This is a genomic window from Tolumonas auensis DSM 9187, from assembly GCF_000023065.1.
GTDB lineage: Bacteria > Pseudomonadota > Gammaproteobacteria > Enterobacterales > Aeromonadaceae > Tolumonas > Tolumonas auensis.
This window is the reverse complement of the sequence record NC_012691.1, coordinates 1,576,046-1,602,261: the sequence shown is the minus strand read 5'-3', so window position 1 is coordinate 1,602,261 and position 26,216 is coordinate 1,576,046. Positions and strand designations below refer to the sequence as shown.

25 protein-coding genes are annotated in these 26,216 nt (G+C 48.1%); 19 read left to right on the top strand and 6 right to left on the bottom strand.

What is annotated here, in order from left to right; translation table 11 throughout:
• The first annotated feature begins 2 nt into the window (after positions 1-2).
• The 9 genes from rsxB to rnt all read left to right on the top strand — a co-directional run bounded on the left by rsxB (position 3) and on the right by rnt (position 8,291).
• A complete protein-coding gene (gene rsxB / locus TOLA_RS07390; protein ID WP_015878535.1) occupies positions 3-560 on the top strand; it encodes an electron transport complex subunit RsxB in 558 nt (185 codons plus the stop codon).
• On the top strand, positions 557-2,671 hold the full coding sequence (rsxC, locus tag TOLA_RS07385; protein ID WP_015878534.1) for an electron transport complex subunit RsxC: 2,115 nt from the start codon (positions 557-559) through the stop codon (positions 2,669-2,671). The genes rsxB and rsxC overlap by 4 nt, the downstream gene beginning before the upstream one ends.
• A gap of 5 nt (positions 2,672-2,676) precedes the next feature.
• Positions 2,677-3,723: an electron transport complex subunit RsxD gene (gene rsxD / locus TOLA_RS07380; RefSeq protein WP_015878533.1), complete on the top strand. Its 1,047-nt coding sequence runs from the start codon at positions 2,677-2,679 to the stop codon at positions 3,721-3,723.
• 2 nt (positions 3,724-3,725) lie between these two features.
• On the top strand, positions 3,726-4,352 hold the full coding sequence (gene rsxG, locus TOLA_RS07375) for an electron transport complex subunit RsxG (protein ID WP_015878532.1): 627 nt from the start codon (positions 3,726-3,728) through the stop codon (positions 4,350-4,352).
• Positions 4,352-5,095, top strand: a complete 744-nt coding sequence (locus TOLA_RS07370) for an electron transport complex subunit E (RefSeq protein WP_015878531.1) — start codon at positions 4,352-4,354, stop codon at positions 5,093-5,095. The genes rsxG and TOLA_RS07370 overlap by 1 nt, the downstream gene beginning before the upstream one ends.
• Positions 5,096-5,098: 3 nt before the next feature.
• Entirely contained in the window at positions 5,099-5,740 is a 642-nt protein-coding gene (gene nth, locus TOLA_RS07365; RefSeq protein WP_015878530.1) for an endonuclease III, read from the top strand.
• Positions 5,741-5,743: 3 nt separating this feature from the next.
• Complete coding sequence (gene gloA, locus TOLA_RS07360) at positions 5,744-6,151, top strand: lactoylglutathione lyase (protein ID WP_015878529.1); 408 nt, start codon at positions 5,744-5,746, stop codon at positions 6,149-6,151.
• 220 nt (positions 6,152-6,371) lie between these two features.
• The gene (gene uraA, locus TOLA_RS07355; protein WP_015878528.1) at positions 6,372-7,637 is read left to right on the top strand and encodes a uracil permease; all 1,266 of its coding nucleotides are present in this window, start codon (positions 6,372-6,374) and stop codon (positions 7,635-7,637) included.
• A gap of 33 nt (positions 7,638-7,670) precedes the next feature.
• Positions 7,671-8,291 (top strand): ribonuclease T, encoded by a 621-nt coding sequence (gene rnt / locus TOLA_RS07350; protein WP_015878527.1) that lies wholly within the window; start codon positions 7,671-7,673, stop codon positions 8,289-8,291.
• A gap of 19 nt (positions 8,292-8,310) precedes the next feature.
• Here rnt and dusC read toward each other — a convergent pair whose 3' ends face one another.
• Both dusC and nhaR read right to left on the bottom strand, forming a co-directional pair.
• On the bottom strand, positions 8,311-9,294 hold the full coding sequence (dusC, locus tag TOLA_RS07345) for a tRNA dihydrouridine(16) synthase DusC (protein WP_015878526.1): 984 nt from the start codon (positions 9,292-9,294) through the stop codon (positions 8,311-8,313).
• 90 nt (positions 9,295-9,384) lie between these two features.
• On the bottom strand, positions 9,385-10,296 hold the full coding sequence (gene nhaR, locus TOLA_RS07340) for a transcriptional activator NhaR (RefSeq protein WP_015878525.1): 912 nt from the start codon (positions 10,294-10,296) through the stop codon (positions 9,385-9,387).
• Between the two features lie 176 nt (positions 10,297-10,472).
• Here nhaR and TOLA_RS07335 point away from each other — a divergent pair, with 176 nt between their 5' ends.
• From TOLA_RS07335 to TOLA_RS07320, 4 genes are read left to right on the top strand one after another with little or no spacing between them, the layout of a single operon-like run.
• The gene (locus tag TOLA_RS07335) at positions 10,473-11,414 is read left to right on the top strand and encodes a sodium-dependent bicarbonate transport family permease (protein WP_015878524.1); all 942 of its coding nucleotides are present in this window, start codon (positions 10,473-10,475) and stop codon (positions 11,412-11,414) included.
• A complete protein-coding gene (locus tag TOLA_RS07330; RefSeq protein WP_015878523.1) occupies positions 11,411-11,710 on the top strand; it encodes a P-II family nitrogen regulator in 300 nt (99 codons plus the stop codon). Before TOLA_RS07335 ends, TOLA_RS07330 begins: the two co-directional genes overlap by 4 nt.
• A 44-nt stretch (positions 11,711-11,754) precedes the next feature.
• On the top strand, positions 11,755-12,282 hold the full coding sequence (gene purE / locus TOLA_RS07325) for a 5-(carboxyamino)imidazole ribonucleotide mutase (RefSeq protein WP_015878522.1): 528 nt from the start codon (positions 11,755-11,757) through the stop codon (positions 12,280-12,282).
• Positions 12,279-13,421 carry a 5-(carboxyamino)imidazole ribonucleotide synthase gene (locus TOLA_RS07320; RefSeq protein WP_015878521.1) on the top strand — a complete coding sequence of 381 codons (1,143 nt, stop codon included), beginning with the start codon at positions 12,279-12,281 and terminating at the stop codon, positions 13,419-13,421. Before purE ends, TOLA_RS07320 begins: the two co-directional genes overlap by 4 nt.
• Positions 13,422-13,482: 61 nt before the next feature.
• Here TOLA_RS07320 and TOLA_RS07315 read toward each other — a convergent pair whose 3' ends face one another.
• Together TOLA_RS07315 and gyrA are read right to left on the bottom strand one after the other, a co-directional pair.
• Entirely contained in the window at positions 13,483-14,160 is a 678-nt protein-coding gene (locus tag TOLA_RS07315) for a lysozyme inhibitor LprI family protein (RefSeq protein ID WP_015878520.1), read from the bottom strand.
• Between the two features lie 22 nt (positions 14,161-14,182).
• Complete coding sequence (gene gyrA, locus TOLA_RS07310) at positions 14,183-16,771, bottom strand: DNA gyrase subunit A (protein WP_015878519.1); 2,589 nt, start codon at positions 16,769-16,771, stop codon at positions 14,183-14,185.
• 162 nt (positions 16,772-16,933) lie between these two features.
• On the opposite strand from gyrA, the gene ubiG reads away from it, so the two are divergent.
• The 5 genes from ubiG to TOLA_RS07285 all read left to right on the top strand — a co-directional run bounded on the left by ubiG (position 16,934) and on the right by TOLA_RS07285 (position 22,352).
• Positions 16,934-17,632, top strand: a complete 699-nt coding sequence (gene ubiG, locus TOLA_RS07305) for a bifunctional 2-polyprenyl-6-hydroxyphenol methylase/3-demethylubiquinol 3-O-methyltransferase UbiG (RefSeq protein WP_015878518.1) — start codon at positions 16,934-16,936, stop codon at positions 17,630-17,632.
• Positions 17,629-18,297 carry an HAD-IA family hydrolase gene (locus TOLA_RS07300; RefSeq protein WP_015878517.1) on the top strand — a complete coding sequence of 223 codons (669 nt, stop codon included), beginning with the start codon at positions 17,629-17,631 and terminating at the stop codon, positions 18,295-18,297. The genes ubiG and TOLA_RS07300 overlap by 4 nt, the downstream gene beginning before the upstream one ends.
• Positions 18,298-18,486: 189 nt before the next feature.
• On the top strand, positions 18,487-20,763 hold the full coding sequence (nrdA, locus tag TOLA_RS07295) for a class 1a ribonucleoside-diphosphate reductase subunit alpha (RefSeq protein WP_015878516.1): 2,277 nt from the start codon (positions 18,487-18,489) through the stop codon (positions 20,761-20,763).
• A 180-nt stretch (positions 20,764-20,943) separates the two neighbouring features.
• Positions 20,944-22,077, top strand: a complete 1,134-nt coding sequence (gene nrdB / locus TOLA_RS07290; protein ID WP_015878515.1) for a class Ia ribonucleoside-diphosphate reductase subunit beta — start codon at positions 20,944-20,946, stop codon at positions 22,075-22,077.
• A complete protein-coding gene (locus tag TOLA_RS07285) occupies positions 22,074-22,352 on the top strand; it encodes a 2Fe-2S iron-sulfur cluster-binding protein (RefSeq protein WP_015878514.1) in 279 nt (92 codons plus the stop codon). The genes nrdB and TOLA_RS07285 overlap by 4 nt, the downstream gene beginning before the upstream one ends.
• Before the next feature lie 39 nt (positions 22,353-22,391).
• Here the strand turns inward: TOLA_RS07285 and TOLA_RS07280 are convergent, their stop codons facing one another.
• Together TOLA_RS07280 and TOLA_RS07275 are read right to left on the bottom strand one after the other, a co-directional pair.
• The gene (locus TOLA_RS07280) at positions 22,392-22,928 is read right to left on the bottom strand and encodes a hypothetical protein (protein WP_015878513.1); all 537 of its coding nucleotides are present in this window, start codon (positions 22,926-22,928) and stop codon (positions 22,392-22,394) included.
• A gap of 126 nt (positions 22,929-23,054) precedes the next feature.
• Positions 23,055-23,732, bottom strand: a complete 678-nt coding sequence (locus TOLA_RS07275) for a tRNA-uridine aminocarboxypropyltransferase (RefSeq protein ID WP_015878512.1) — start codon at positions 23,730-23,732, stop codon at positions 23,055-23,057.
• A 452-nt stretch (positions 23,733-24,184) separates the two neighbouring features.
• Between TOLA_RS07275 and TOLA_RS07270 the strand changes: the two genes are divergently transcribed.
• Positions 24,185-26,176 carry a Lon protease family protein gene (locus tag TOLA_RS07270; protein WP_015878510.1) on the top strand — a complete coding sequence of 664 codons (1,992 nt, stop codon included), beginning with the start codon at positions 24,185-24,187 and terminating at the stop codon, positions 26,174-26,176.
• Positions 26,177-26,216 lie beyond the last annotated feature (40 nt).

Sequence of the window (26,216 nt, the reverse complement as noted above, 5' to 3'; positions counted from 1 at the left end):
ATATGAACCATATCTTACTGATTATTCTTATCTTTGCTGCACTGGCACTCATTTTCGGGTTGCTGCTGGGCTTTGCTGCGATCCACTTTAAAGTGGAATCCGATCCGATTGTGGATCAGCTGGATGCTTTATTACCGCAAACACAATGTGGTCAATGTGGCTATCCGGGATGTCGCCCTTATGCAGAGGCGATTGCCAATGGTGACAGTATCAATAAATGTGTTCCGGGTGGTGCGCAGACTATTCAGAATATTGCCGATCTAATGGGGGTTGAACCGCCATCGGATGATAATGAATTGCTGATGGCGCCGCCAAAACGAGTGGCATTTATTCACGAGAATCTCTGTATCGGCTGTACCAAATGCATTCAGGCTTGTCCTGTCGATGCCATTATTGGTGCGCCCAAACTGATGCATACCATTTTACGCAGTGAATGCACCGGTTGTGATTTATGCGTCGACCCCTGCCCGACTAATTGTATTGAAATGATTGAATTACCCGCCACGCCTGATCGCTGGAAGTGGGATGTTGAAACAATTCCGGTGAGAATGGTGCAATGAGTATTATCAATATCATCAGCAAAATCCGTAAGGGCAAGATCTGGGACTTCCATGGTGGCCTGCATCCGGATGAGCATAAGCGTGAATCAAGTGAAACACCGTTGGTCGATGCCGGCATCCCCCCTTTTCTGGTTATTCCGATCAAACAACATAGCGGCAGAATCGGACGTTTGCTGGTTAAAGTGGGTGAACGTGTATTAGCCGGGCAGCAACTGACTGCCAGTGATCATCCAATGGAAGTGCCGGTGCATGCCAGCACTTCCGGAGTTATTACCGCGATTGAGCTGCACACCGTCGCGCATCCATCCGGATTAAGTGAACCTTGTATTCACATTAAGCCTGATGGTCTTGATCAATGGCGTGAATGTGAGCCGTGGCCTGATTTCCACCAGTATGATTCGATTCAACTCTTTGAGCGTATCCGACAGGCAGGTATTGCAGGCCTTGGTGGTGCCGGTTTTCCTACTTACGCCAAATTAAGTGTTGCGCGTGAAAAAGCCGAGATTGTGATTATCAACGGTGCTGAATGTGAGCCTTACATTACAGCAGATGACCGTCTGATGCGTGAGCATGCAAGAGAGATCCTGGAAGGTATTGAGATCATCAAGCATATTCTGCGTCCGACTATTACCATTATTGCCATTGAAGATAATAAACCAGAGGCTATTTCTGCTTTTCTGCTCAACCCCTTGCCTGATGATGTGATTGTGCGTGTTATCCCGACGAAATATCCGTCAGGAAGTGCTCGTCAGCTGATCGAAATCCTGACGGGAAGACAAGTTCCGTCTGGCGGTCGTTCACTGTCAATGGGTGTCGTCATGGTTAATGTGGGTACAACCTACGCAATCCGGCAAGCCATCATCGAAGATGAACCGCTGGTCCGCCGGGTTGTTACATTAACCGGCACACAATTTAAAAAACCCGGTAATGCCTGGGTACGTTTAGGTTCTTCCGTTCGCTGGTTACTGGCTCAGTTCTCATTGATCCCGGAGCCGCGTCAGCGCGTGATCATGGGTGGCTCAATGATGGGCTTTACCCTGCCGCATGCTGATGTGCCGGTAGTCAAAATCACCAACTGTCTGCTGGCGCCCAGTGTGGCTGAGTTGCCGCCGCGTGACGATGAAATGAACTGCATTCGTTGCAGTAAATGTGCGGAAGTGTGCCCGGTAAAACTGCTGCCACAACAGCTCTATTGGTACAGCAAAGCCGGTGACCACGAGAATGCTGAAAAATACAATTTATCTGATTGTATTGAATGTGGTGCCTGCGCATGGGTATGTCCGAGCAATATTCCGCTGGTACATTACTACCGTCAGGAAAAAGCGGAAATCCAGCATCTTCGGGAAGAAGCCGCTCAAGCCGAACGAGCAAAATTACGCTTTGAAGCAAAGAAACTACGTCTGGAAGAAGAACGCCGGGCCCGTGAGGCGCATGTTCCGCCTGTAGCGGCACGTCCGCTATCGTCAGCGGAGGCAGATCCTGTTGCTGCAGCCATTATGCGACTTAAGGCCCAGCAGAATAAAACTGCCCCGGCCGATGCAGATATGCGGTCAGAACGGGAAGCCCGTAAAGCTCAGGCTATACAGCACCAGACTGAAAAAGCACACCTCCCGGCGGCAACAGGTACAGCTGTTCCTGCCGATGATGCCCGCAAAGCCGCAGTGGCTGCAGCTTTAGCCAGAGCCAAAGCGCGTAAAGCAGAAATTGCTGCTGGTGAATCTGCCTCTGTATCAGCAAATGCCGATGCTCCGACTGCATCCGCTGATGCTGAAAGTATCAAGAAGGCGGCTGTGGCGGCGGCGATCGCCAGAGTGAAAGCCAAAAAAGCAGAATCTGAGCAATCCGCGGAAGCCGCTAAGTCTGACACAACGGTGACGCCGGATGATCCGGATGCTGCCAGAAAGGCCGCTGTCGCTGCAGCGATTGCGAGAGCCAAAGCGAAGAAATTGCAGGCAGAGCAGCCTGTCGCTACTTCAGCAGAAATATCAGCCGAACCTGCAGATCCCGAAGCAGCAAAGAAAGCAGCTGTGGCCGCCGCGATTGCCAGAGTAAAGGCAAAGAAAGCGCAGGCTGAAGCTGAGGCCGCCCAGAACAAAGAACAACAGGAATAAGTTTCATGTCATTTGCGATTGCCGTTTCACCACATGGTCATAGCCAGAAAAGCACTAGCAGTGTTATGCGACTGACACTGCTGGCGTTAGTTCCGGGTATTGCTGCGCAATGCTACCTGTTCGGCTGGGGCGTATTATTTCAGCTTGGGCTGGCCATCTTGACCGCGCTTGTGTCTGAAGCTGTCATTCTGCGCATGCGGAATTATGTTGTATCCGCGTCGTTGAAAGACAGCAGTGCCCTGCTGACTGCAGCACTGATCGCCGTTGCAATCCCGCCATTACTACCCTGGTGGATGGTAGTGTTAGCTACTGCATTCGCCATCATTATTGCCAAGCAATTGTATGGTGGTCTTGGCCAGAATCCATTTAATCCGGCCATGGTCGGTTACGTCCTGTTACTGGTCTCTTTCCCGGCCCCAATGACAAACTGGATGGCACCTCAGGCTGTGACCGCACAACTGCTGTCTCCGGCCGAAACCGCTGCGGTTATCTTTCAGGGTAAAACCAGTGAAGGACTGACAAATTATCAACTAAAAACGCTGGTTGATGGATCCACAATGGCAACACCACTGGATCATCTGAAAACCGAATCAAAACGCGGACATTCAGTTGATACTCTGGTTACTTCCGCGAATTTTACGGCAGTTAGTCATGAGGGCTGGCGCTGGATTAATCTGAGCTTTCTGGCTGGTGGCATTTTGTTATTTATGCTGCGACTTATCCCATGGCAGACACCCGTTGCCATGCTCGGTACGCTCGCTGCGGCCAGTGCGCTGGCGCATTATCTGGCGCCGGCTCAATTTGCTATGCCGGAAATCGAGTTACTGAGTGGTGCAACAATGCTGGGGGCTTTCTTTATCATTACTGATCCGGTAACCAGCAGCACAACGTCCCGGGGGCGCCTTGTTTTTGGTGCATTGGTCGGGGGATTAGTCTTTATTATCCGCCATTTTGGTGGCTATCCGGATGGTGTGGCGTTCTCGGTATTGCTTTGTAATATTCTGGTGCCATTGATCGACAAATACAGCCAGTCACGCGTTTACGGACACTAATCATGCTGAAATCGATGCAAAAAAATGGCCTGCGGTTAAGCTTCTTTGCTTTGATCTGTACCGGTGCCATTGTTTTTACTGATTACAAAACACACGATGTCATTGCCGCACAACAACAATCCCAGCAACAACAAATTCTGGGCAGCATGCTGCCAACTGGCTCGTACGATCATGACTTAAATCAGGAATGTCGGTTACTGACCTCTGATTATCTGGGAAACAGCCGTTCTCATCCGGTTTATTTGGCTCGTAAAAATGGCGCCATTACGGGCTATATTATTGAATCAGTTGCTCCTGATGGTTATAGCGGTTCTATCCGTTTACTGACCGGCGTAAGCACAGATGCTGAAATTCAGCGGGTAGAAGTACTTGAACATCATGAAACGCCGGGCTTAGGCGATAAAATTGAACGCAGTAAAAACAGCTGGATAGACGGGTTTAATCACCAGAAATTACCGGTTGAAAATGACGCACTGTGGGCGGTAAAAAAAGATGGCGGACAATTTGATAGTTTTACCGGTGCCACCATCACCCCGCGGGCGATTGTTAAACAGTTGAAAAATGTTTTATTGCTGGTGCAGCAGCATCCTGAACTCATTGAACAGGCCCCGGCCTGTGAGGCGAAATAATGGAATCTTCACCGAAAGGGTGTCATGACCTCTCCCCGCAGCAAAAGGTCAGCGGAAACGGTTTTACTGAAATAGCCAAACAAGGTTTATGGAAAAACAATCCAATCCTGGTTCAGGTTCTTGGGCTGTGTCCTACGCTGGCTGTGACTAACTCTGCCGCAAACGCACTGGGTATGGGTATCGCCACTATGCTGGTACTCACACTCTCCAACTTAGGTATTTCTCTATTCCGGCGTTGGATCCCGACGGAGATCCGTATTCCGATCTATGTATTATTGATCGCGGCAATTGTGACCTGCCTGCAACTAGTGATGAATGCCTACGTTTATGAGTTATATAAATCGCTGGGTATCTTTATCGCCTTGATCGTGACCAACTGTATTGTTGCCGGACGAGCTGAAGCATTCGCCAGCCAGAATAGTCCGCTGAAATCTGCATTTGACGGCTTCATGATGGGAATGGGATTCGCTGTTACACTCTTTGTACTGGGTAGTATCCGGGAAATTCTGGGTCAGGGAACATTATTCGCAGGCGCTGACGTTCTGTTCGGTTCATGGGCCTCGGCACTGCGCGTTGATGTTTATCACAGCGACACTACGTTCCTGCTGGCGATTCTGCCGCCGGGCGCATTTCTGGTGCTGGGTTTCCTTATCGCAGCCAAAAATGCCCTGAATGCACGCTTTGCCCGGAGAAAAGCTCCTGTCAGAGCACAGGTTGAACGTGTCCGGGTAACCACTTTCTGATTTATGAATAAAGACAAACGTCGTCAGATCCTTGAGCGCTTGCGGGAAGCCAATCCAAATCCAACGACGGAGCTGGAATACACTTCTCCGTTTGAGCTACTGATTTCCGTTATTTTGTCGGCGCAGGCTACGGATGTCAGTGTCAATAAAGCCACGGCGAAGTTATATCCGGTCGCCAATACCCCTGAAGCCATTCAGGCACTGGGCGTTGATGGGTTGAAGAGCTACATTAAAACGATCGGACTGTATAACGCCAAAGCAGAAAACATCATAAAAACCTGCGCGATCTTGCTGGAAAAACATAACGGCGAAGTACCGGAAAACAGAGCCGCACTGGAAGCGTTACCGGGGGTCGGGCGTAAAACAGCGAATGTGGTGCTGAATACGGCGTTTGACTGGCCAACCATTGCAGTGGATACCCATATATTCCGGGTTGCGAACCGTACGGGTTTTGCACCGGGAAAAGATGTTAACGAAGTCGAAGAGAAATTACTCAGACATGTTCCGGCTGAATTTAAACTGGATGTGCATCACTGGCTGATTTTACATGGTCGCTATACCTGCATAGCCCGCAAGCCGCGTTGTGGTTCTTGTCTGATTGAAGATTTATGTGAATATAAACAGAAAACTGAACCAGAGGAGTGATCCATGCGCATTCTGCATACCATGTTACGTGTTGGTAATTTAGAACGTTCTATTAAGTTTTATACTGAAGTCTTAGGTATGAAATTACTGCGTCAGAGTGACAACGAAGAGTACAAATACTCTCTGGCCTTCGTTGGTTATGGTGAAGAAACGGATGAAGCCGTCATTGAGTTGACTTATAACTGGGGCGTTGAAAGCTATGAGCTGGGTACTGCTTATGGTCACATTGCTCTGGAAGCGGAAGATATTTATGCCACTTGCGATGCACTTCGTGCTGCTGGTGCGAAAATCACCCGTGAACCCGGCCCGGTAAAAGGCGGTACTACGGTTATCGCTTTTGTTGAAGATCCGGATGGTTACAAGATCGAGCTGATTAACAAGAAAGATGCTGGCAAAGGTCTGGGCGCTTAAGCAATATAAGACGGCCTCATGATGAGGCCGTTTTTACAACCAGGCTACCGTCTCATCGTCTCCCATTTTATTCCCCTTACCGGCAACAAAATCAGGTATTCAGGATTATTATTTCAATGGCTATTTATACTGTTCCCCATATAAATAGAAGCCTGTTTTTGCGATAATGTTCCGATTTTTTGGATTTTATGATTGCCTCACTCAAAGAAAGGAGACGTCTGTGCGCAGACAGATTATTCAGGTTGATGAACGCCCGCCGTTGCTTCAATCCATTCCGTTAAGCCTGCAACATTTATTCGCCATGTTCGGCGCATCCGTTCTTGTGCCGATGCTGTTCAAAATCGATCCGGGTACTGTATTGTTATTCAACGGTATTGGTACGTTGATTTACCTGATACTGTGTCAGGGTAAAGTGCCTGCCTATCTGGGTTCCAGTTTTGCATTTCTGTCGCCTGTATTTGCTGTAATGACCACACTTAGCTATGAAGCTGCACTGGGTGGCTTTATTGCTTCTGGTCTTATCTTTATCTCGGTTGCCTTAATTATTAAAACCTTTGGTTATCGCTGGATTGATGTGGTTTTCCCTCCGGCAGCAATGGGCGCTATCGTTGCGATCATCGGTCTGGAGCTGGCACCGGTTGCTGCTGATATGGCCGGATTAACTGCAAAAACTCTGGATGCTTCCACGGTAACAGTTTCTATGTTCACCTTCGGTGTGGTGGTGTTTGGTTCCGTTCTGTTCCGTGGTTTCCTGGGCGTTATCCCGATCCTGATTGCTATTGTTGCCGGTTATTTGCTGGCTCTGTCGATGGGCATGGTGAAGTTTGATGCCGTGAATACCGCATCTGTATTCTCTGTCCCGACGTTTTACACCCCTGTTCTGAACTGGGGCGCCATCATCACTGTTTTACCTGCGGCGTTCGTTGTAATTGCAGAGCATATCGGTCACTTTATCGTGACTGAAAAAATCATCGGCAAAGATCTGAAAAAAGACCCTGGTCTGCATCGTTCGCTGATGGGTGATGGCGTTTCGACTACACTGTCTGGTTTCTTTGGTTCAGTACCCACTACGACCTACGGTGAAAATATCGGTGTAATGGCCATTACCCGCGTTTACAGCGTCTGGGTTATTGGCGGTGCAGCGGTGATTTCTATCGTTATGGCATTCCTGGGTAAATTTACTGCGATCATTGGTAGTATCCCGGTAGCGGTAATGGGCGGTGTTTCCCTGCTGCTGTTCGGTGTTATCGCAGCGTCTGGTATCCGTATACTGGTTGAATCAAAAGTAGATTACAGCAAGCCGAAAAACCTGATCCTGACCTCTATCGTACTGATCGTCGGTTTATCTGGTGCGCATATCGAGGTAGGCACCGTTTCTCTGAAAGGGATGGCACTGGCTACTTTACTTGCGATTGTCGTAAGTCTGCTGTTTAGCCTGTTTGAAAAAATGGGCCTGATGAGCACGCAGGAAATCCGCGAACCTTAATTTTTATAATTCATTCTGAGTTGGTATCTGTTTATGTGCTTGAAAGAACGCTTTCGCGGTTATTACCCGGTTGTGATTGATGTTGAAACTGCCGGGTTTAACCCGAAAACGGACGCATTGCTGGAAATGGCAGCGACAACTTTAAAAATGGATCAGGATGGCTGGTTATCACTGGATCAGACGATTCATTTCCATGTTGAACCTTTTGAAGGTGCCAACATTGAAAAAGCCGCCATTGATTTTAATGGTATTGATCCATTTAATCCGTTACGCGGAGCCGTCAGCGAATACGATGCGTTACATGAGACATTCAAAATCATTCGCAAAGGAATGAAAGCTGAAGGTTGTAATCGTGCCATCGTGGTTGCCCATAATGCGACGTTCGACCATAGCTTTATGATGGCCGCATCGGAACGTGCATCGCTGAAACGGAATCCATTCCATCCATTTGCAACTTTCGATACAGCGGCGCTAGCTGGTCTGGCATTAGGTCAGACTGTGCTGGCCAAAGCATGTCAGACAGCAGCTATTCCATTTGATAATAATGAAGCACATTCTGCGCTGTACGACACCGAGCGCACGGCAGAATTGTTCTGTTATATTGTAAACAAATGGAAATCACTCGGTGGCTGGCCACTGGCGGATTCAGAATGAAATGACTTAAAGCGGGCGATCAGGCCCGCTTTGTTTTAGCAGCGTTAAGTTGTTCAACAAATGCCGAAGTATCATGTACTGTACGTATCGACATAAAGAGCTCTGCTGCTTCCGGATATTGCTGTTTCAGGAAGACCAGCCATTGTTTTAACCGGCTCGGTAAATAATCCGATCGGGGTTGCTGTAATGCCGCGTCAGCATACTGCAGCAATAATCCCATTACTTCTGACCACATCATTGCCGTTGCATTTTTTGCTATTACTGCGCCAAGATTAGGTAATTGCAATGCGCCCCGCCCGACCATCAGATCATTGCAGCCTGTTATCTGCCGGCAACGCATAGCATCTGCCGCATTCCAGATCTCGCCGTTCGCTATCAGCGGAATGTTAATTTTTGGACGTAATGTGTTTATCCATTCCCACTTAATGGCATCGGCTTTGTAACCATCTTCTTTGGTGCGCGCATGAATTGCCAGTTCACCTGCTCCGCCCTGTATTACCGCATCAATGATCTCGTGACATTCATCCGGCGAACTCCAGCCAAGTCTGACTTTGGCAGATAATAGCTGCTCCGCAGGTAAGGCATCACGGACAGTACGCAGGATCCGATAAATACTTTCCGGTTCTTTCAGTAATGCCGCGCCGCCGCATGAGTTATTGACTCTGCGAGCCGGACAGCCAAAGTTGATATCAATACCGGGAGAACCTAATTCTGTCGCTAATACTGCATTTTCAGCCAGCCACTGCGGATGCTGCCCCAGCAGCTGAACTCTTACCGGAGTACCGCTGGTCGTTTTTCCACCATGTAATAATTCCGGACAAAGGCGATACAGCGTCTTACGGGTCAGCAGCTGATCAACCACCCGCACAAATTCGGTGACGCAGAGGTCATAATGGTTAACGGCGGTCAGAATTTCCCGCAGCAAAGAATCCAGCACCCCTTCCATCGGTGCAAGAATGACCCGGCCTGGTGATACGGTCAGTGATGATAATGGTGATGACATGGTGCGACCTCAATATTGCAGGCCGCCATTCTACTTATCTGCCACAAATTCGCCAATTTAATCAGAACGACATCATTCCCGTCCGATCAATTAACGCTCTGCATTTTTCTCTGTAAATAATATTTTTTTCGCCGCCTGACTGACCGCCAGAACTGCCGGATGTGTAATACGACGTTCAACGGATATGGCGTAATACCGGATAAGCGCGTCAGGTATGACACCCAGAACATCGGCACCATATTGTGCTCTGACTTCATCCACCATCACTGACGGCACCGGAAATATCCCGGCACCGGCTTTGCCGAATGCTTTCATCAGCGCACTGTCATCAAATTTACCAATAATATGCGGGTGGATCTGACATTTACTGAACCAGCGATCGAGCAATGCCTGCATCGAGGTTTTATCACCCGGCAATAACATGGGGGCATTATTTAAAGAAGATGGAAATCCCGGAGCATATCGTTCTGCCAGCTCCGGTACCGCACAAAAAGTGACAGAGCAGCGGCCCAGCTCGTGATTATATCCCTTCACTCCCAGCTCAGAGGGTAACGGCTGATCTGCAATCACCAGATCCAGCTTATGAATTGCCAATTCCGCGAATAACCGATCCAGTTTATCTTCATGACAAACAAGGCGTACCGGTACAGGAAGAGAGATAACCGGAGCCAGCAACTGATATGCCAGCGATCTCGGAACCGCATCGGCAATACCAATCCGGAACGACTGTTCACTGCTGTTCACGCCATGACGCAGTAATTGCTCCAGCTCGTTACCGATCTGAAACAGATCATCCGCATGTGATAACGCCATTTTACCGGCCGTTGTCAGCTCGAAGCGTTTTCCGGTTCGGCGGAACAGATCAACGCCCAGGTTTCGTTCAAATTCGGCCAACTGACCACTGATTGTTTGCGGAGTCAGGTGCAGTTTTTCTGCGGTACGGGTAATACTTCCGGTTTTGGCGACATTCCAGAAATAGTAGAGCTGCTTATAGTTCAGCATTGTCATAGCTCCTTGATCAGTTTTTTTCGAATATTACTCAGTAATAATCTGATTTTTTCGATTAACAAACAAGTCTACCATGGCGCCGTCGATACCCTGTCAGCCGTATTTCCAGGAAATGAACAGGCGTATCAGAAAGATGTCCGAATTCAGAGCAAAGGAGCTTGAAGTCGTCTATGCCGGATATTGTAGTGCTTTTTTTTGTGTTCGGATTACTGGCCGGTCTGGTGAAGTCGGAGCTTAAATTACCTTCTGCACTTTATGATTCCTTGTCTGTGTTTTTACTGATAGCTATCGGTCTGAAAGGCGGTCAGGGTCTTGCACAACAATCTGTTTTTTCTCTGGCACCGCAGCTTCTGGCGGTCATTACATTAGGCATTATTCAGACACTGATCGCATTTTCCATTCTCAAGTATTTATGCCGTTTCGACCGGGCTAACGCAGCTGCAACAGCAGCCCACTATGGTTCAGTCAGTGTTGCTACTTTCGCGGTAGGCTCTAACTGGCTGATGACAAAGAACATCGGGTTTGAATCGCAGATGGCGGTCTTTCTGGCGGTGATGGAAATTCCCGCCATCATGGCAGGCATTATTCTGGTCCGCGGTGTTAAAAAAGGCACTGACTGGCGACAACTCGCGCATGAAACCTTTTTCGGCAAAGGCGTCACGTTACTGCTGGGTGGGATGATCATCGGATGGATTGCTGGTCCGGACGGACTTTCATCCATCAAAGGTTTGTTTTTCGACCTCTTCAAAGGTGCACTGGCGCTGTTCCTGATGGAAATGGGGTTGATTGTTGCAAAGCAAGTGGGCGATCTGCGCCGGAATGGCATCGTGATCATCGCATTTGGTATCACGATGCCGCTGATATCAGCGGTACTCGGTATGGCCTGTGGTGTTCTCATCGGATTATCCGCCGGAGGGATTACCTTGCTGGCCGTCCTGGCGGCAAGCGCTTCCTATATTGCGGTTCCGGCAACGATGCGTTTAGCCGTACCGGAAGCAAACCCGGCGCTCTCTTTATCCGCAGTGCTTGGAATCACGTTCCCTTTCAACATTATCATCGGGATCCCCTTATATCACCATTTTGCGCAGATGCTGACCGGAGTGAGTTTATGACAGTACTGACAGAGAAAAGAACATTACTCACCATTATCACTGAGGCAGCAATCGAACAATCCATCCTGCGGGATGCAGAGCAGATGGGAATTACAGGCTATACCGTTTCAGACGCCCGGGGCCGCGGACGACATGGACTGCGCGACGCAGCCTGGGATGAAAAGGCCAATATCAGAATTGATGTGATATGCACCCGCGCACAGGCAGAACAGGTGCTGACGCATATCAAAAAACGTTATTACCCCGATTACGCCATGATGGCCTTTCTTCAGGAAGCAGAAATACTGCTTCCCTGAGATTTTTAATATCCCGCAAAAGTTACCTTAATACCGGAGTAAACATGGATCAGGAAAACAAAACAGCACCGATTATTGGTATTGTGATGGGCTCGAAGTCTGATTGGCCTGTGATGCAGGCTGCCGCCGCCATTCTGGACGAATTTGGTATTCCTTATGAAGCCAAGGTTGTTTCAGCACACCGGACGCCGGATCTGCTTTTTGACTATGCCTCAACCGCCCGGCAAAGAGGATTATCCGCGGTTATTGCCGGTGCCGGTGGTGCCGCACATCTCCCCGGCATGCTGGCAGCCAAGACAACCGTTCCGGTATTAGGTGTTCCTGTTCCGTCCAAATATCTGAAGGGGATGGATTCGCTGTTATCTATCGTTCAAATGCCGAAAGGCATTCCGGTTGCCACATTTGCGATCGGCGAAGCCGGCGCGGCCAACGCCGCATTATTTGCCGTCGCCATGATCTCGGCTGGCAATCCGAACTATGCCAAGTCATCGACTGAGCAGCTGACTGCGTATCGCCAACGTCAGCATGACATGGTGATGGAAATGAGCCTTGAGCCGGAGAACGCTGAATGATCCTGCCTCCAGCAACAATTGGTGTTTTAGGTGGCGGCCAGTTAGGTCGCTACTTTGTTCTGGCTGCACATAAACTGGGTTACCGCGTACTGGTGCTTGATCCTGATAAACAAAGCGTGGCAGGACAAATTGCCGATGAACACATCATCGCTGCTTATGATGATGTTAATGCCTTAAATTATATGGCGACAATCTGCGCCGCAGTGACCACCGAGTTCGAGAATATTCCGGCTGATACACTGGATTATCTGGCGGGTCATATTCCTGTCCGGCCAGATGCAGCAGCAGTGCGGATCTGCCAGAACCGAAGTCGTGAAAAAAGCTTTCTGCAGGCACATGACATTCCGCATGCTGCCAGCCTGAACATTACCACTGAACAGGACATCCTGATGTCACCGGCCAGCATCTATCCGGGCATCATCAAGCTCGCCAGCTCGGGATATGACGGTAAAGGTCAGCAGATTGTAGAAAATAAATCTGAAGCATTAGCCGCATTTAACCAGTTCAATTCACAACCCTGTGTACTGGAAAAAAAATTGGACCTGGATTACGAAGTTTCGGTTGTTCTGGCCCGGGATGACTGCGGAAATATAGAATTTTTCCCTGTTGCGCAAAATGTGCATAAGCACGGTATCCTTGATGTATCCGTTATGCCGGCACCGGCATTCCCCGATCATTTAAGAGTAGAAGCAGAAAGCATTGCCAGACTGATCGCCGGGAAAATGGATTATATCGGCACGATGGCAGTGGAATTTTTTGTAGCCGGTGGCCAATTGCTGGTGAATGAAATTGCGCCCAGACCGCATAATTCAGGACATGCAACCATAGACGCCTGTTATACCTCGCAATTTGAACAGCAGGTTCGGGCTCTGTGCGGTTTGCCGTTAGGCGATAGCCGGGCGCACTCATCCGCGATCATGATCAATATTCTCGGCGATCACTGGTATCAGGGTTCCGACGGACAGACAAAAACACCAGACTGGCAGGCATTACTCTCCATTCCGGCACTGAAACTCCATTTATATGGGAAAGAGGAACCCCGCCCGGGCAGAAAAATGGGGCATTTGACGATCCTCACTGAGCAATCCGGGAATTGGGATCTGATGGCCGCAAATGTACGGCAGAAATTGTCTGCATAGACAGGAAAGAAAAAGGACAAGCATTGGCTTGTCCTTTCAGCAGAACTAAAAAATACTGGAATTAATCAGCCCGTTGCTGACAATCCAGTGTTTTATCATCCCAATGGATAGTCGCGGCCTGTTTACGTTCTTCGACGATCAGCTCATGTGAGGTGTATTTCACACCCCGACTGAGTGGACCCATAAACGCTTCACGGTATTGATCATTATTCTTCACAATGACCGCAGGCAGTGAGGTTGCATAAAACGTCAGCCAGACATCCTGTTTGTCAGCACCGCACTGATAATGGATTGGACCTTCCTGCGGAACAAGCCCGAACTGTGATTGCAGTTCAGACAATCGTTCCATATAGGAAAGCTCCAGACACATTTTCAGGTCTTTATCTTGCATACAGTTATCATGACGAGTCAGCCATGACTGCTGATCTTTCTGCAAATCAAACTGCGGATACTGAGCCTGTTTGGACGGTAATTCCTGCATCAGCTGACGGATTTTACCGTCCAGCGAAGTCAGAATTGGCCGCTCACAAAAAGCCGACAGAAGCGGAACTGTAACATCGTTACAGTTCGGTTTCTTATCCATCGTCTGTTTGGTGATGGCGTATTTCGCCATCACTTCAGGTGTCACCAGTGACGGTTTTGCTGGCACATTCTTTTCGCCAGAGTCTGTTGCAGCTACAGAGACCGTCTGAATTCCACTAAACAGCGTAGCTGCTAACCAGAATTTCCATGCGTTCATGTACTACGTCCTCTCTCTGACTTTATTCAGCTGATGTTTCTTCAGATGAATCAACATCACCTTCAGCGTCTGACTCGTCGCCTTCCGGTTCTGCAACACGTTCCAGGCTAACCAGTTTCTCATCTTCCGCAGTACGGATCAGACGAACACCGGCGGTGTTACGGCCAATCAATCCAACTTCTGAGACACGGGTACGAACCAGTGTGCCAGCGTTGGTGATCAGCATGATTTCATCTGATTCATCAACCTGAATCGCACCGACCACCTTACCGTTACGCTCAGTCACCTGAATCGAGATCACGCCCAATGTTGCACGGCTCTTCACCGGATATTCCGCCAGATCAGTACGCTTACCGTAACCATTTTCGGTTGCAGTCAGGATAGCACCGCCATTCTGAGGAACGATCAGCGAAACGACTTTATCCGTTTCACCCAGTTTCATACCACGAACACCCGTTGCGGTACGACCCATGGAACGAACATCACTTTCGTTGAACCGGACAACTTTACCGGCATCAGAGAACAGCATAATTTCGCTGTTACCATCAGTGATGGCGACACCAATCAGTGAATCACCTTCATTCAGGTTAATAGCACGGATACCTGATGACAACGGACGGGAATAAGCAGACAGTTCTGTCTTTTTCACCGTACCATCACCGGTTGCGAAGAAGACATACTTATCATCATCGTAAGATTTAACCGGCAGAATCGCGGTAATACGTTCGTTTTCATCCAGTGGTAACAGGTTGATAATCGGACGGCCACGTGCGGTACGGCTGGCTTCAGGCAATTGATAAACTTTCAGCCAGTACACTTTACCCTGCGTTGAGAAGCAGAGAATGGTGTCGTGAGTATTCGCCACTAACAGTTGTTCAACGAAATCTTCATCTTTTACTTTCGCCGCGGCTTTACCACGACCACCACGACGCTGCGCTTCGTAGTCAGACAATGGCTGATATTTCACATAGCCTTCGTGCGACAGTGTTACCACCACGTCTTCCGGTGTGATCAGATCTTCCATGTTGATTTCGATGCTGGCGGCCTGAATTTCGGTACGACGTTTATCACCGAACTGAGATTTCACAAATTCCAGTTCTTCACGAATGACTTCCATCAAACGTTCTGGGCTAGCCAAAATACGCAGCAGTTCAGCGATTTCGCCCAACAATTCACGGTATTCATCCAGAATTTTTTCATGTTCCAGACCGGTCAGTTTGTGCAGACGCAGATCCAGAATGGCTTGAGCTTGTTGTTCAGTCAGGAAGTAATGGTCATCACGGATACCGAATTCTGGTTCCAGCCATTCAGGACGTGCCGCATCACCACCAGCACGTTCCAGCATTTCAGCTACAGCACCCAGCGCCCAACCACGGGCAACAAGACCTTGTTTCGCTTCTGCCGGGCTGGAGGAGTTTTTGATCAACTCAATAACCGGGTCGATATTCGCCAGCGCAATCGCCAGACCTTCCAGAATATGTGCACGTTCACGCGCTTTACGTAATTCAAATACGGTACGGCGAGTAACTACTTCACGACGATGGTCGATAAAGGCAGCCAGAATCTCTTTCAGATTCAGTGTTTTTGGTTGGCCATTAACCAGCGCCACCATGTTGATACCGAACACGTTTTGCATCTGTGTGTGCGTGTAGAGATTATTCAGCATAACCTCGGTCAGCTCGCCACGACGCAATTCAATCACCACACGCATACCGTCTTTGTCAGACTCATCGCGCAGCGCAGTAATACCTTCGATTTTTTTATCTTTTACCAGCTCGGCAATTTTTTCTACCAAACGGGCTTTGTTGACGGTATATGGCAACTCAGTGACGATAATGGATTCTTTACCGTTCTTCTCGTCAGTTTCAATTTCAGTACGCGCACGCACATAAATTTTGCCACGACCAGTACGGTACGCATCAAGGATACCGGAACGGCCATTGATGATACCGCCTGTTGGGAAATCAGGACCTGGGATCAGCTGGATCAACTCATCAATCGTTAATTCTGAGTTTTCCATCAGTGCCAGACAACCATCGACGACTTCAGTCAGGTTGTGTGGCGGAATATTGGTCGCCATACCTACCGCAATACCGGACGAACCGTTTACCAGCAGGTTAGGGATCTTCGTTGGCATAACAGCCGGGATTTGCTCTGTGCCGTCATAGTTAGGAACCCAATCGACAGTTTCTTTTTCCAGATCAGCCAGCAGCTCATGAGCGATGCGGTCCATACGGATTTCGGTATAACGCATCGCAGCAGCGGAGTCGCCGTCTACAGAACCGAAGTTACCCTGACCATCGACCAGTGTGTAACGCATGGAGAAATCCTGCGCCATACGAACGATAGTGTCGTATACCGCTGAGTCACCGTGTGGGTGATATTTACCGATCACGTCACCGACGACACGGGCAGATTTCTTATAAGGTTTGTTCCAGTCGTTACTCAACTCGTGCATCGCAAATAAAACACGACGATGCACTGGTTTTAAACCATCCCGCACGTCTGGCAGTGCACGCCCGACGATGACACTCATTGCATAATCGAGATAAGAGTTACGTAACTCGTCTTCGATATTTATCGGGATGATCTCTTTGGCTAGATCGCTCATATAATTATGTATTCCTACTTCAAGCTACTTGAAAGCAATAGTGGCGAATTCTATCACAAATGATGGATTTCCCCAATCGCTGACAGATCACCTGTTTTAAGCTAACTCGTTGGATATAATGCACTGATACCAACCCCAAACTGTCATGAAGGACAGCGCTAAATGAATGTTGATTCTCAGGAAATAGCTAAATTTGAAGCCATTGCCAGTAACTGGTGGGATCCTCACGGTGATTTCAAACCATTACACCTGATGAATCCGCTGCGTCTGGAGTGGATTTCCGATCATTGCGAAGGTTTATTTGGCAAACAAGTGCTTGATGTCGGCTGCGGCGGCGGTATTTTAAGCGAAAGCATGGCAAAGCAAGGTGCTCAGGTTTTAGGCATTGATATGGGCCATGAGCCGTTGCAGGTTGCTCGCCTGCATGCGTTAGAACAAAATGTGAAACTCGATTATCAGCGCATCACCGTCGAAGAGCTGGCGGAACAGCGCCCTGCTTCATTTGATGTCGTCACCTGTATGGAAATGCTGGAACATGTGCCTGATCCGGCATCGATTGTTCGCGCTTGCGCCAAATTAGCCAAACCGGGCGGAAAACTTTTTTTCTCAACGATCAACCGCACGAAACAATCCTGGTTACTGATGATTCTGGCGGCAGAACAAGTATTGAAGATCGTTCCTAAAGGCACACACGATCACGCGAAATTTATCCGCCCGGCAGAACTTATCCGCTGCTGTGACAGCGCGGACTTGCTGACCAGGAAGGTAGCGGGTGTGCGCTATAATCCGCTGACTGAACATTTTAAATTGTCAGATGATGTTTCTGTTAACTATCAGATTTTCTGTGAAAAACCACTATGAGCCATTCCCGTTTTTCCGCCGTATTATTTGATCTGGATGGTACGCTGCTCGATACAGCGCCTGATCTGGGAGCAGCCGCTAATTTTGTTTTAGGACAAATCGGTAAAGCACCCTTATCCGATTCAGTGATCAGACAAACCGCTTCGGATGGTGCATTGGCATTGATTAAGGCCGGGTTAACTGACATCGAGCAAACCGAGCATGATCTGGCGGTTTTACGCCAGCAATTGCTGGATTTTTATGCTCAGCATTTGTATGTGGGTACCCGCCCCTATGATGGCATGATCGAGCTGATCAACTGGTTAAACCAAAGCCTGATCCCGTGGGGGGTTGTCACCAATAAACCTGCGTTTCTCACTGAACCGTTACTGGCTCTGGTTAAGGAATTACCGGGCTGTGCAACCACAGTGAGTGCAGATACTTTACCGGTGCGCAAGCCACATCCGGAGCCATTATGGTATGCCTGCGCTCAGATCGGTGTACAGGCAAAAGACTGTTTATATGTCGGCGATCATATCCGGGATATAGAAGCGGGCCGGAATGCCGGCATGAAAACAGCGATAGCAGCCTGGGGCTATATCGCAGAAACTGAGTTACTCTCAGAATGGCAAGCCGATGTGGAAATGTCTGATCCACACAGTTTACTGAAGTGGTTATCCCGCTGAAAATCAGCTTCCTTTTACACTAAACAGCACTTCTCCGGTGCTGTTTATTTTGTACCTTCCTGTGATTTACTGCTAAATTTTTCATCAACCAGTTTTTGTCAAGCTATCGCTTTTATTCTTTATGTTGTATTTTATATACATCATAAGCACTACATATTGTGTTTTTCATAAACAACTACGGGAGTCACCATGACAGCTAGCCTGATGGTCACGAAACGGGATAATCATACCGAAGCACTGGATCTGGATAAAATTCACCGCGTTGTAACCTGGGCGGCGGAAGGCCTGCAAGGTGTATCGGTTTCGCAAGTCGAACTCAGCGCACACATCCAGTTTTATGACGGTATCCGCACTTCTGACATCCATGAGACGTTGATCAAATCTGCCGCCGATCTGATTTCCGAACAAGCGCCAGATTACCAGTATATGGCAGCACGTCTGGCGATGTTCCATCTGCGCAAAAAAGCTTATGGTGGCTTCACACCGCCTTCTCTTTTTGAACAAGTCAAAACACAGGTTGAAGCCGGTCGTTACGACCAGCAACTGCTGACCGATTACAGCAAAGAAGAATTCGATCTGCTGGACGGTTATCTGGCTCACGAGCGCGATATGCATTTCGCTTACGCCGCAGTGAAACAGCTGGAAGGCAAATATCTGCTGCAAAACCGCGTTACCGGTGAGATTTACGAGAGCCCGCAGTTCCTGTATATGCTGGTGGCAGCATGTCTGTTTGCTAATTATCCAAGAACCACGCGTCTGGATTACATCAAACGTTTTTACGATGCAGTTTCTACCTTCAAGATTTCTCTGCCAACACCGATCATGTCTGGCGTGCGTACCCCTACCCGTCAATTCAGCTCCTGTGTACTGATTGAGTGTGGTGACAGTCTGGATTCTATCAACGCGACAGCCTCTTCTATCGTGCGTTATGTTTCCCAGCGTGCCGGTATCGGTATCAACGCAGGCCGGATCCGTGCTCTGGGTAGTGAAATCCGTGGCGGCGAAGCTTTCCATACCGGCTGTATCCCATTTTATAAATATTTCCAGACTGCAGTGAAATGCTGCTCTCAGGGTGGTGTTCGTGGTGGCGCGGCAACTGTGTTCTATCCGTTATGGCATCTGGAAGTTGAATCACTGCTGGTTCTGAAAAATAACCGTGGTGTGGAAGAGAACCGTGTACGTCATATGGACTACGGCGTTCAGATCAACCGTCTGATGTATCAGCGTCTGATCCAGGGCGGTAATATCACCCTGTTCTCGCCTTCTGATGCACCCGGTTTATACGATGCTTTCTTTGCTGATCAGGCTGAGTTTGAGCGTCTGTATCTGCAATATGAGAAAGATCCGGCTATTCGCAAACGTCAGATGAAAGCAGTAGAGCTGTTCTCGCTGTTAATGCAGGAACGTGCCGGTACCGGTCGTATCTATATTCAGAACGTAGATCATTGCAATACGCACAGCCCGTTTGACCCTGCAGTAGCACCGGTTCGTCAGAGCAACCTCTGTCTGGAAATCGCTCTGCCAACCAAACCGCTGGATCATTATCTGGATGAGAATGGCGAGATCGCCCTGTGTACACTGTCTGCCTTTAACCTGGGTGCCATTGAATCACTGGATGAGCTGGAACCGCTGGCCGAGCTGGCCGTTCGTGCTCTGGATGCACTGCTGGATTATCAGGATTATCCGATTCCTGCTGCTAAAAATGGCGCAATGTGGCGTCGTCCGCTGGGCATTGGTGTTATCAACTATGCTTATTATCTGGCGAAAAATGGTGTGCGTTACTCTGATGGCTCAGCGCTTGGCCTGACGCACCGTACTTTTGAAGCGATCCAGTATTATCTGCTGAAAGCGTCTGTAAAACTGGCGAAGGAATTCGGTGCATGCCCACGTTTCAATGAAACCACGTATGCTCAGGGTATTCTGCCGATCGATACTTACAAACGTGATCTGGACGATCTGTGCCAGGAACCGTTGCTGTTAGATTGGGACAGTTTGCGTCACGAGATCCGGCAGCATGGTCTGCGTAACTCGACACTGACGGCACTGATGCCATCTGAAACATCCAGTCAGATCGCGAATGCCACTAATGGTATCGAACCACCGCGCGGTCTGATCAGCGTGAAAGCGTCGAAAGATGGCATCCTGCGTCAGGTTGTGCCTGATTACACGGAACTGAAAGATAACTACGAGTTACTGTGGAGCCAGCCAAATAACGATGGTTATCTGCAATTAGTCGGCGTAATGCAGAAGTTTGTCGATCAGGCGATTTCCGCAAATACCAGCTATGATCCGAGCCGGTTTGAAGGCCACAAAGTGCCGATGAAACAACTGCTGAAAGATCTGTTAACCGCCTACAAATACGGTCTGAAAACGCTGTATTACCATAACACCCGGGATGGTGCTGACGATGCACAATTGCAGGTAGCCCAGAGCGATGATTGTTCTGGCGGGGCATGTAAGATTTAAGCAGGTATGGCCTCTCACTGAGAGGCCTTAATACTAGTATACCCAAAGTAATTGGAGTTGCGGCAAGGCGACAAGTGAACGAATCCCCATGAACATAGATAAGCTATGTGATTGGGGTGAGTGAGTGCCGTCAACGACGCTGCAACTTCAAGTACGAAGGGTATAAGCAGGAATAGAATAATGGCGTATAGCACTTTCTCCAAACAACCAAATGATGCCCGCAAAGAACCGATGTTCTTTGGTCAGACCGTCAACGTGGCACGTTATGACCAACAAAAATATGAAGTTTTCGAACGCCTTATCGAGAAACAGCTCTCTTTCTTCTGGCGTCCGGAAGAAGTCGATGTATCCCAGGATCGCATCGACTATCAGACGTTACCGCCACATGAACAGCATATTTTCATCTCGAATCTGAAATATCAGACCCTGCTGGATTCTATTCAGGGTCGTAGTCCGAACGTGGCGTTACTGCCACTGGTTTCTTTACCGGAACTGGAAACCTGGATTGAAACCTGGGCCTTCTCTGAAACCATTCATTCGCGTTCCTACACCCATATCATCCGTAATATCGTGAATGATCCGGCTGTTGTGTTTGATGACATCGTCGTTAATGAACAAATCATCAAACGTGCGGAAGATATTGCCGGTTATTACGACGAACTGATTGAGCTGACGCAATACTGGCAGTTGCTGGGTGAAGGCACACATCAGGTGAATGGTAAAACAGTTGTCGTTTCACGCCGCGAACTGAAAAAGAAACTCTATCTGTGTCTGATGAGCGTTAACGCACTGGAAGCGATCCGTTTCTATGTCAGTTTTGCCTGTTCATTTGCCTTTGCCGAACGGGAACTGATGGAAGGCAATGCCAAGATCATCAAAATGATTGCCCGCGATGAAGCACTGCACCTGACCGGAACGCAGCATATGCTGAACATTCTTCGCGAAGGCAATGATGACCCGGAAATGGCGGAAATTGCCCGCGAACTGCATGATGAGTGTTTCGCTCTGTTCAAAAAAGCAGCCGAACAGGAAAAGGAATGGGCATCTTATCTGTTTAAAGATGGTTCTATGCTGGGCCTGAACAAAGACATTCTTTGCCAGTATGTTGAATTTATTACCAACGTGCGTATGCAGGGCGTGGGTTTACCGCTGGCTTTCGATGCAGATCGTCAGAATCCGCTGCCATGGATCAATACCTGGCTGAATTCTGATAACGTACAGGTAGCACCGCAGGAAGTAGAAATCAGTTCCTATCTGGTAGGCCAGATTGATGCTGAAATCAATACCGGGGATCTTGATGGATTTGAACTGTGAGTTCAGTGAAAATTACCATTAATAATCAGACAGTTCACGGAAACACCCGTGAACTGTTACTTGATCAACTGGAACAGGCGGGTTTTCATCCTGAATACCAGTGCCGCAGCGGTTTATGCGGCGTCTGCCGTTGCCATCTGCTGAAAGGTGAAGTCGCCCAGCTTGATGCTCTGGCCTTAACCGGTAAAAATGAAATCCTGACCTGCCGCACCATCCCCAAATCAGATGTGGAACTGGTTTTTTCTTATCCGATCAGCTGCAGTGAAGAGGCTTGATCCAGGGCACCACAGATAAAGCTGATGCCCTGCCATCAATTATTTTTTCTCTCCAACAGGCACCATAATATGAGCATAAGGTGTGTCTTTCCACATAACGTAAGGACCACCGTTATGAGGATCAGTTGGTAAAGAATTTAAATGATTTTTATTCGGGGTAATAATCATTAAATGCGGGCCTTCTTTAACCCACTGATTATCTGCCGTTTCGCCTTTCGCATATGGATCGATATTACTTGCCCCCTCATCACCCGCTAACATGTATGAAATACCAATGGTTTTAGCCTCAAATGGTTTCTTGTTCATCCATGCATCAGCCCATTCCATCCAGGCTGCATCCATACACATAGGCGCAGTTCCTTGCAGCTGAGCAGGTGTTGGAAAACAGGTATATGTACCATCCGTTCCCTTCTGGAGTACATTGTGATTCCAGTCCATAACGGTTACTTTATCACGCAAAGAAGGAGGCGCTGCGCTTAGTGCATCCTTCAGAAGTTGTTCATGATTTGCGGCGTTGACGCCAAAAACAGTCATTAATACCAGCCACACAGGCATGTAGCTTTTGTTAACTTTCATAGCAAAATCCTCAGATTAGTTTAATCAGGGAAAAGATGCATTTAGAGTATAGTATGAAAAATGATTTTCATTCCCATTTGTGGCGTTTATTTTTTAATTGTCTGCTCAGTTACTAACAATTAAATATTATGCTTCGGCTTTGTGATGAGGTTTGATTTTCAGATAACGTTCGCGGAATACAGAGAACCACTGGTGAAGTAATACAGAAGATGTTGTATCACCCTGTTGCTGGAGCAGGCAGCATGCTACTTCAGCGGTGCAAAGCTGATTATCATGCGCGGCAACACGCAACCGGTAAGTTGACAGCGTTTCCGGCTGTACAGATATAACCGGGAACTGATTCAGATACGGACTCTTGCGAAACATTTTACTTGCTTCGCGCCAGGTTCCGTCTAACAGAATATATAAAGGCCGTGTTTTCAGTGTTTCTGTAGAAGACAGAACAACACGCTCTTCGTCTGTTACATAGCTATCAGGAAACACCACAACCGGCGAATAAGCCGGATCGTTCAGTAATGCCAGTAACTTTTCATCCACTTCCATCCGTGACCACAAAAATGCGTGCGTATCATGCGGAAAGACATCCGCGATCAGACGACCCGTATTAGATGGTTTCAATGGTTCTGCGTCATACATCAGCAGGCAGAAAGCAGCATTCGGGACACCCTGAGGCTTTAATTCACAAGCACACAAGTGTACTGGTAACCCGCACCCCTCACAGCGGACGATAGAGCCGCCGCGGGCATTGAATGGTTTTGTCGCTCTGGCTAAACGTTGCTGTCGGAGAAGTTGGAATGCATTCATCAGAAAAAAAACCAAAAATAAAAGGGGTAACCTTTCGGTTACCCCCAAAAACGAGGCACTGACAATATCAGCAAAAATAAAGCCCTTTCAACTGATTTTAGTGGGGGTGAATCACCGGCAACCACTTGAGGGGCAACAACACACAACAACAAAGGAAACTTGGCGACGAAGCAGATGCTTAGTCAATGAGTGTATTTTTGATCCAGATAGAACAAATGTCCAGCATGTTTTGTAATTTTTTTACGGATTCAGAATGGATATCGATTAAGGAATAGACTCATGCATGACATTTGTTGTTCCAGATCATTATTCTTGCTGATTTTATATTATTTTAATTTCATTTATGTAACCAAATTACAAAACTTAATGTTTTCAGCGCTGAGAGAAGAGATGGGTTTGTCAGCGCGGTCAGGTATAATCATTGATGTCTATTACAAAGGAATTAAATCTAAGTGACAGAACTAGCTGCAGAAGCCCTTCTTCCCAGATTTTCAGACTTGTCGTTTGAAAAATTATCGTCTGTACAACCAATTAGTTTTGCAGAAACGCAGGAACGTGCTGCATCAGCTATCTTGCGTCTCAACACTGCGAGTCAGAGTTGCCCGGCACTGCTATTGAGTGGTTATCCTGCCGTCAACTACGAACGGGTTATCATGGATCTGATTGATGACTGTCCGACCCCTTTCAATCGCAGTTTTGACCTTTGTTATACTGAGAATCTGAAAAATCCGTTCCGTCCAATCTGGCTGCAACTGAAATCTGGCACGGGTCCGGAATTCTGCGACTTACTGGATGATCTGTTTAAGCTGTTACGCTTACGCTTAGATGCCGAAGAGCTGGTAAAGAAGATCCTGAAGAAACAGGATAATAATGAAAAACTTGCTGAATATCTTACTGAACTCTCCGCGCATGTGGCACAAGATGGCGTGTTTACCCATCCGGTATTAATGAATCTGATGATCCATCAGCTTCAACCGCAGCCTCCTGTTATTTATGCCCGCGATTTAACCTGGCGTTCGTTGTTCGGTGCCATTAACTATGTCACTGAACAGGGAAGTGTTTACAGTAACCATCATTTACTGGAAGCCGGATTACTGCGTGAAGCCAATGGCGGCTATCTGATCATCCCGGTCGATGAATTGCTGATGAAACCGCAACTCTGGTTCAAGCTGCACAATGCACTGACAACCGGTTATCTTGACTGGTCAGCACCGGAAGATACACCTCCACAAACCCCATTCTTCCAGCCAGAAGCCACTCCGCTTGATATCAAGCTGATTCTGGTTGGCGATCGCATTTCCATTGCCGAATTCAACCTGCTGGATAATGAGTTTGCAGAGAAAACTTTTTTACGCACCGATCTGGTTGCTGAATTCCCTTACGACGATGATACGCAAAACCTGTTCATTGGTTTACTGAGTCATATCCGTAATAACTGGGAACTGCTGGATTTTGATGCTCCGGCGGTTAAAGAGCTGATGCGTTTCTCCTGTCGCTTGTGTGAGCATCAACGCATTCTTTCTTTTGCCGAAAACCAGCTTGTTGCCCTGATGCAACTGGCAAACAGCATCGCCAAAGAACAAGGTGCAGAACTGATCAGTGTCCTGCATATCAAGGCAGCATTGGCTGAGCAGGAATACCGTCTGAATTACATCGTTGAGCAGTCCGATCAAAGTATTGTTGATGAACAGATGTTGTTGCAAACAGAGGGCGAAGTTGTTGGTCAGATTAACGGGCTGTCTGTTATTCAGATCATGGGACATCCCTATGACTTTGGTGAGCCCGTTCGCCTGACAGCCACCGTGCATATGGGTGACGGCGATGTATCGGATATTGAACGTAAAGCAGAATTAGCCGGTCATATCCATGCAAAAGCAATGATGATCATTCACGGCTATCTTTCTACATTATTCGGTGCCGAGAACCCCTCGCCGCTTTCTGCCAATCTGGTGTTCGAGCAATCGTACAGTGAAATAGATGGTGACAGCGCCGCTCTGACGGGTCTTTGTGCTTTGCTTTCCGCACTGGCACAGCAACCTATTTATCAGCATCTGGCGGTAACCGGTGCGGTCGATCAGTTTGGTAATGTTCAGCCCGTAGGCGGACTGAATGAGAAAATCGAAGGTTTCTTCCGCGTTTGCTCTATTCAGGGCCTGAACGGAAAACAGGGTGTTGTAATACCTGAATCAAACTACCTGCAACTGATTCTGTCAGATGAAGTGGTCGATGCCGTCAAAAACGGGCAATTCCATATTTATCCGGTTGGTCATGTTGAAGAAGCTGTCGAATTGTTGATGGGATGTCCTGCCGGCTCAATAGATGATGAGCGAACGCTGTTTGGCCGGATCAGACGCAGATTAGATGACTTAAATGGTTCCGCAAGCAGAAATGGGCTGTTCAGCACATTTTTCCGTAGATTTCATACACTGGTTGGACTTGCTTAGTAGCGGTATGTTGGGTAGATTCTCCAGTTCAAAATTGACT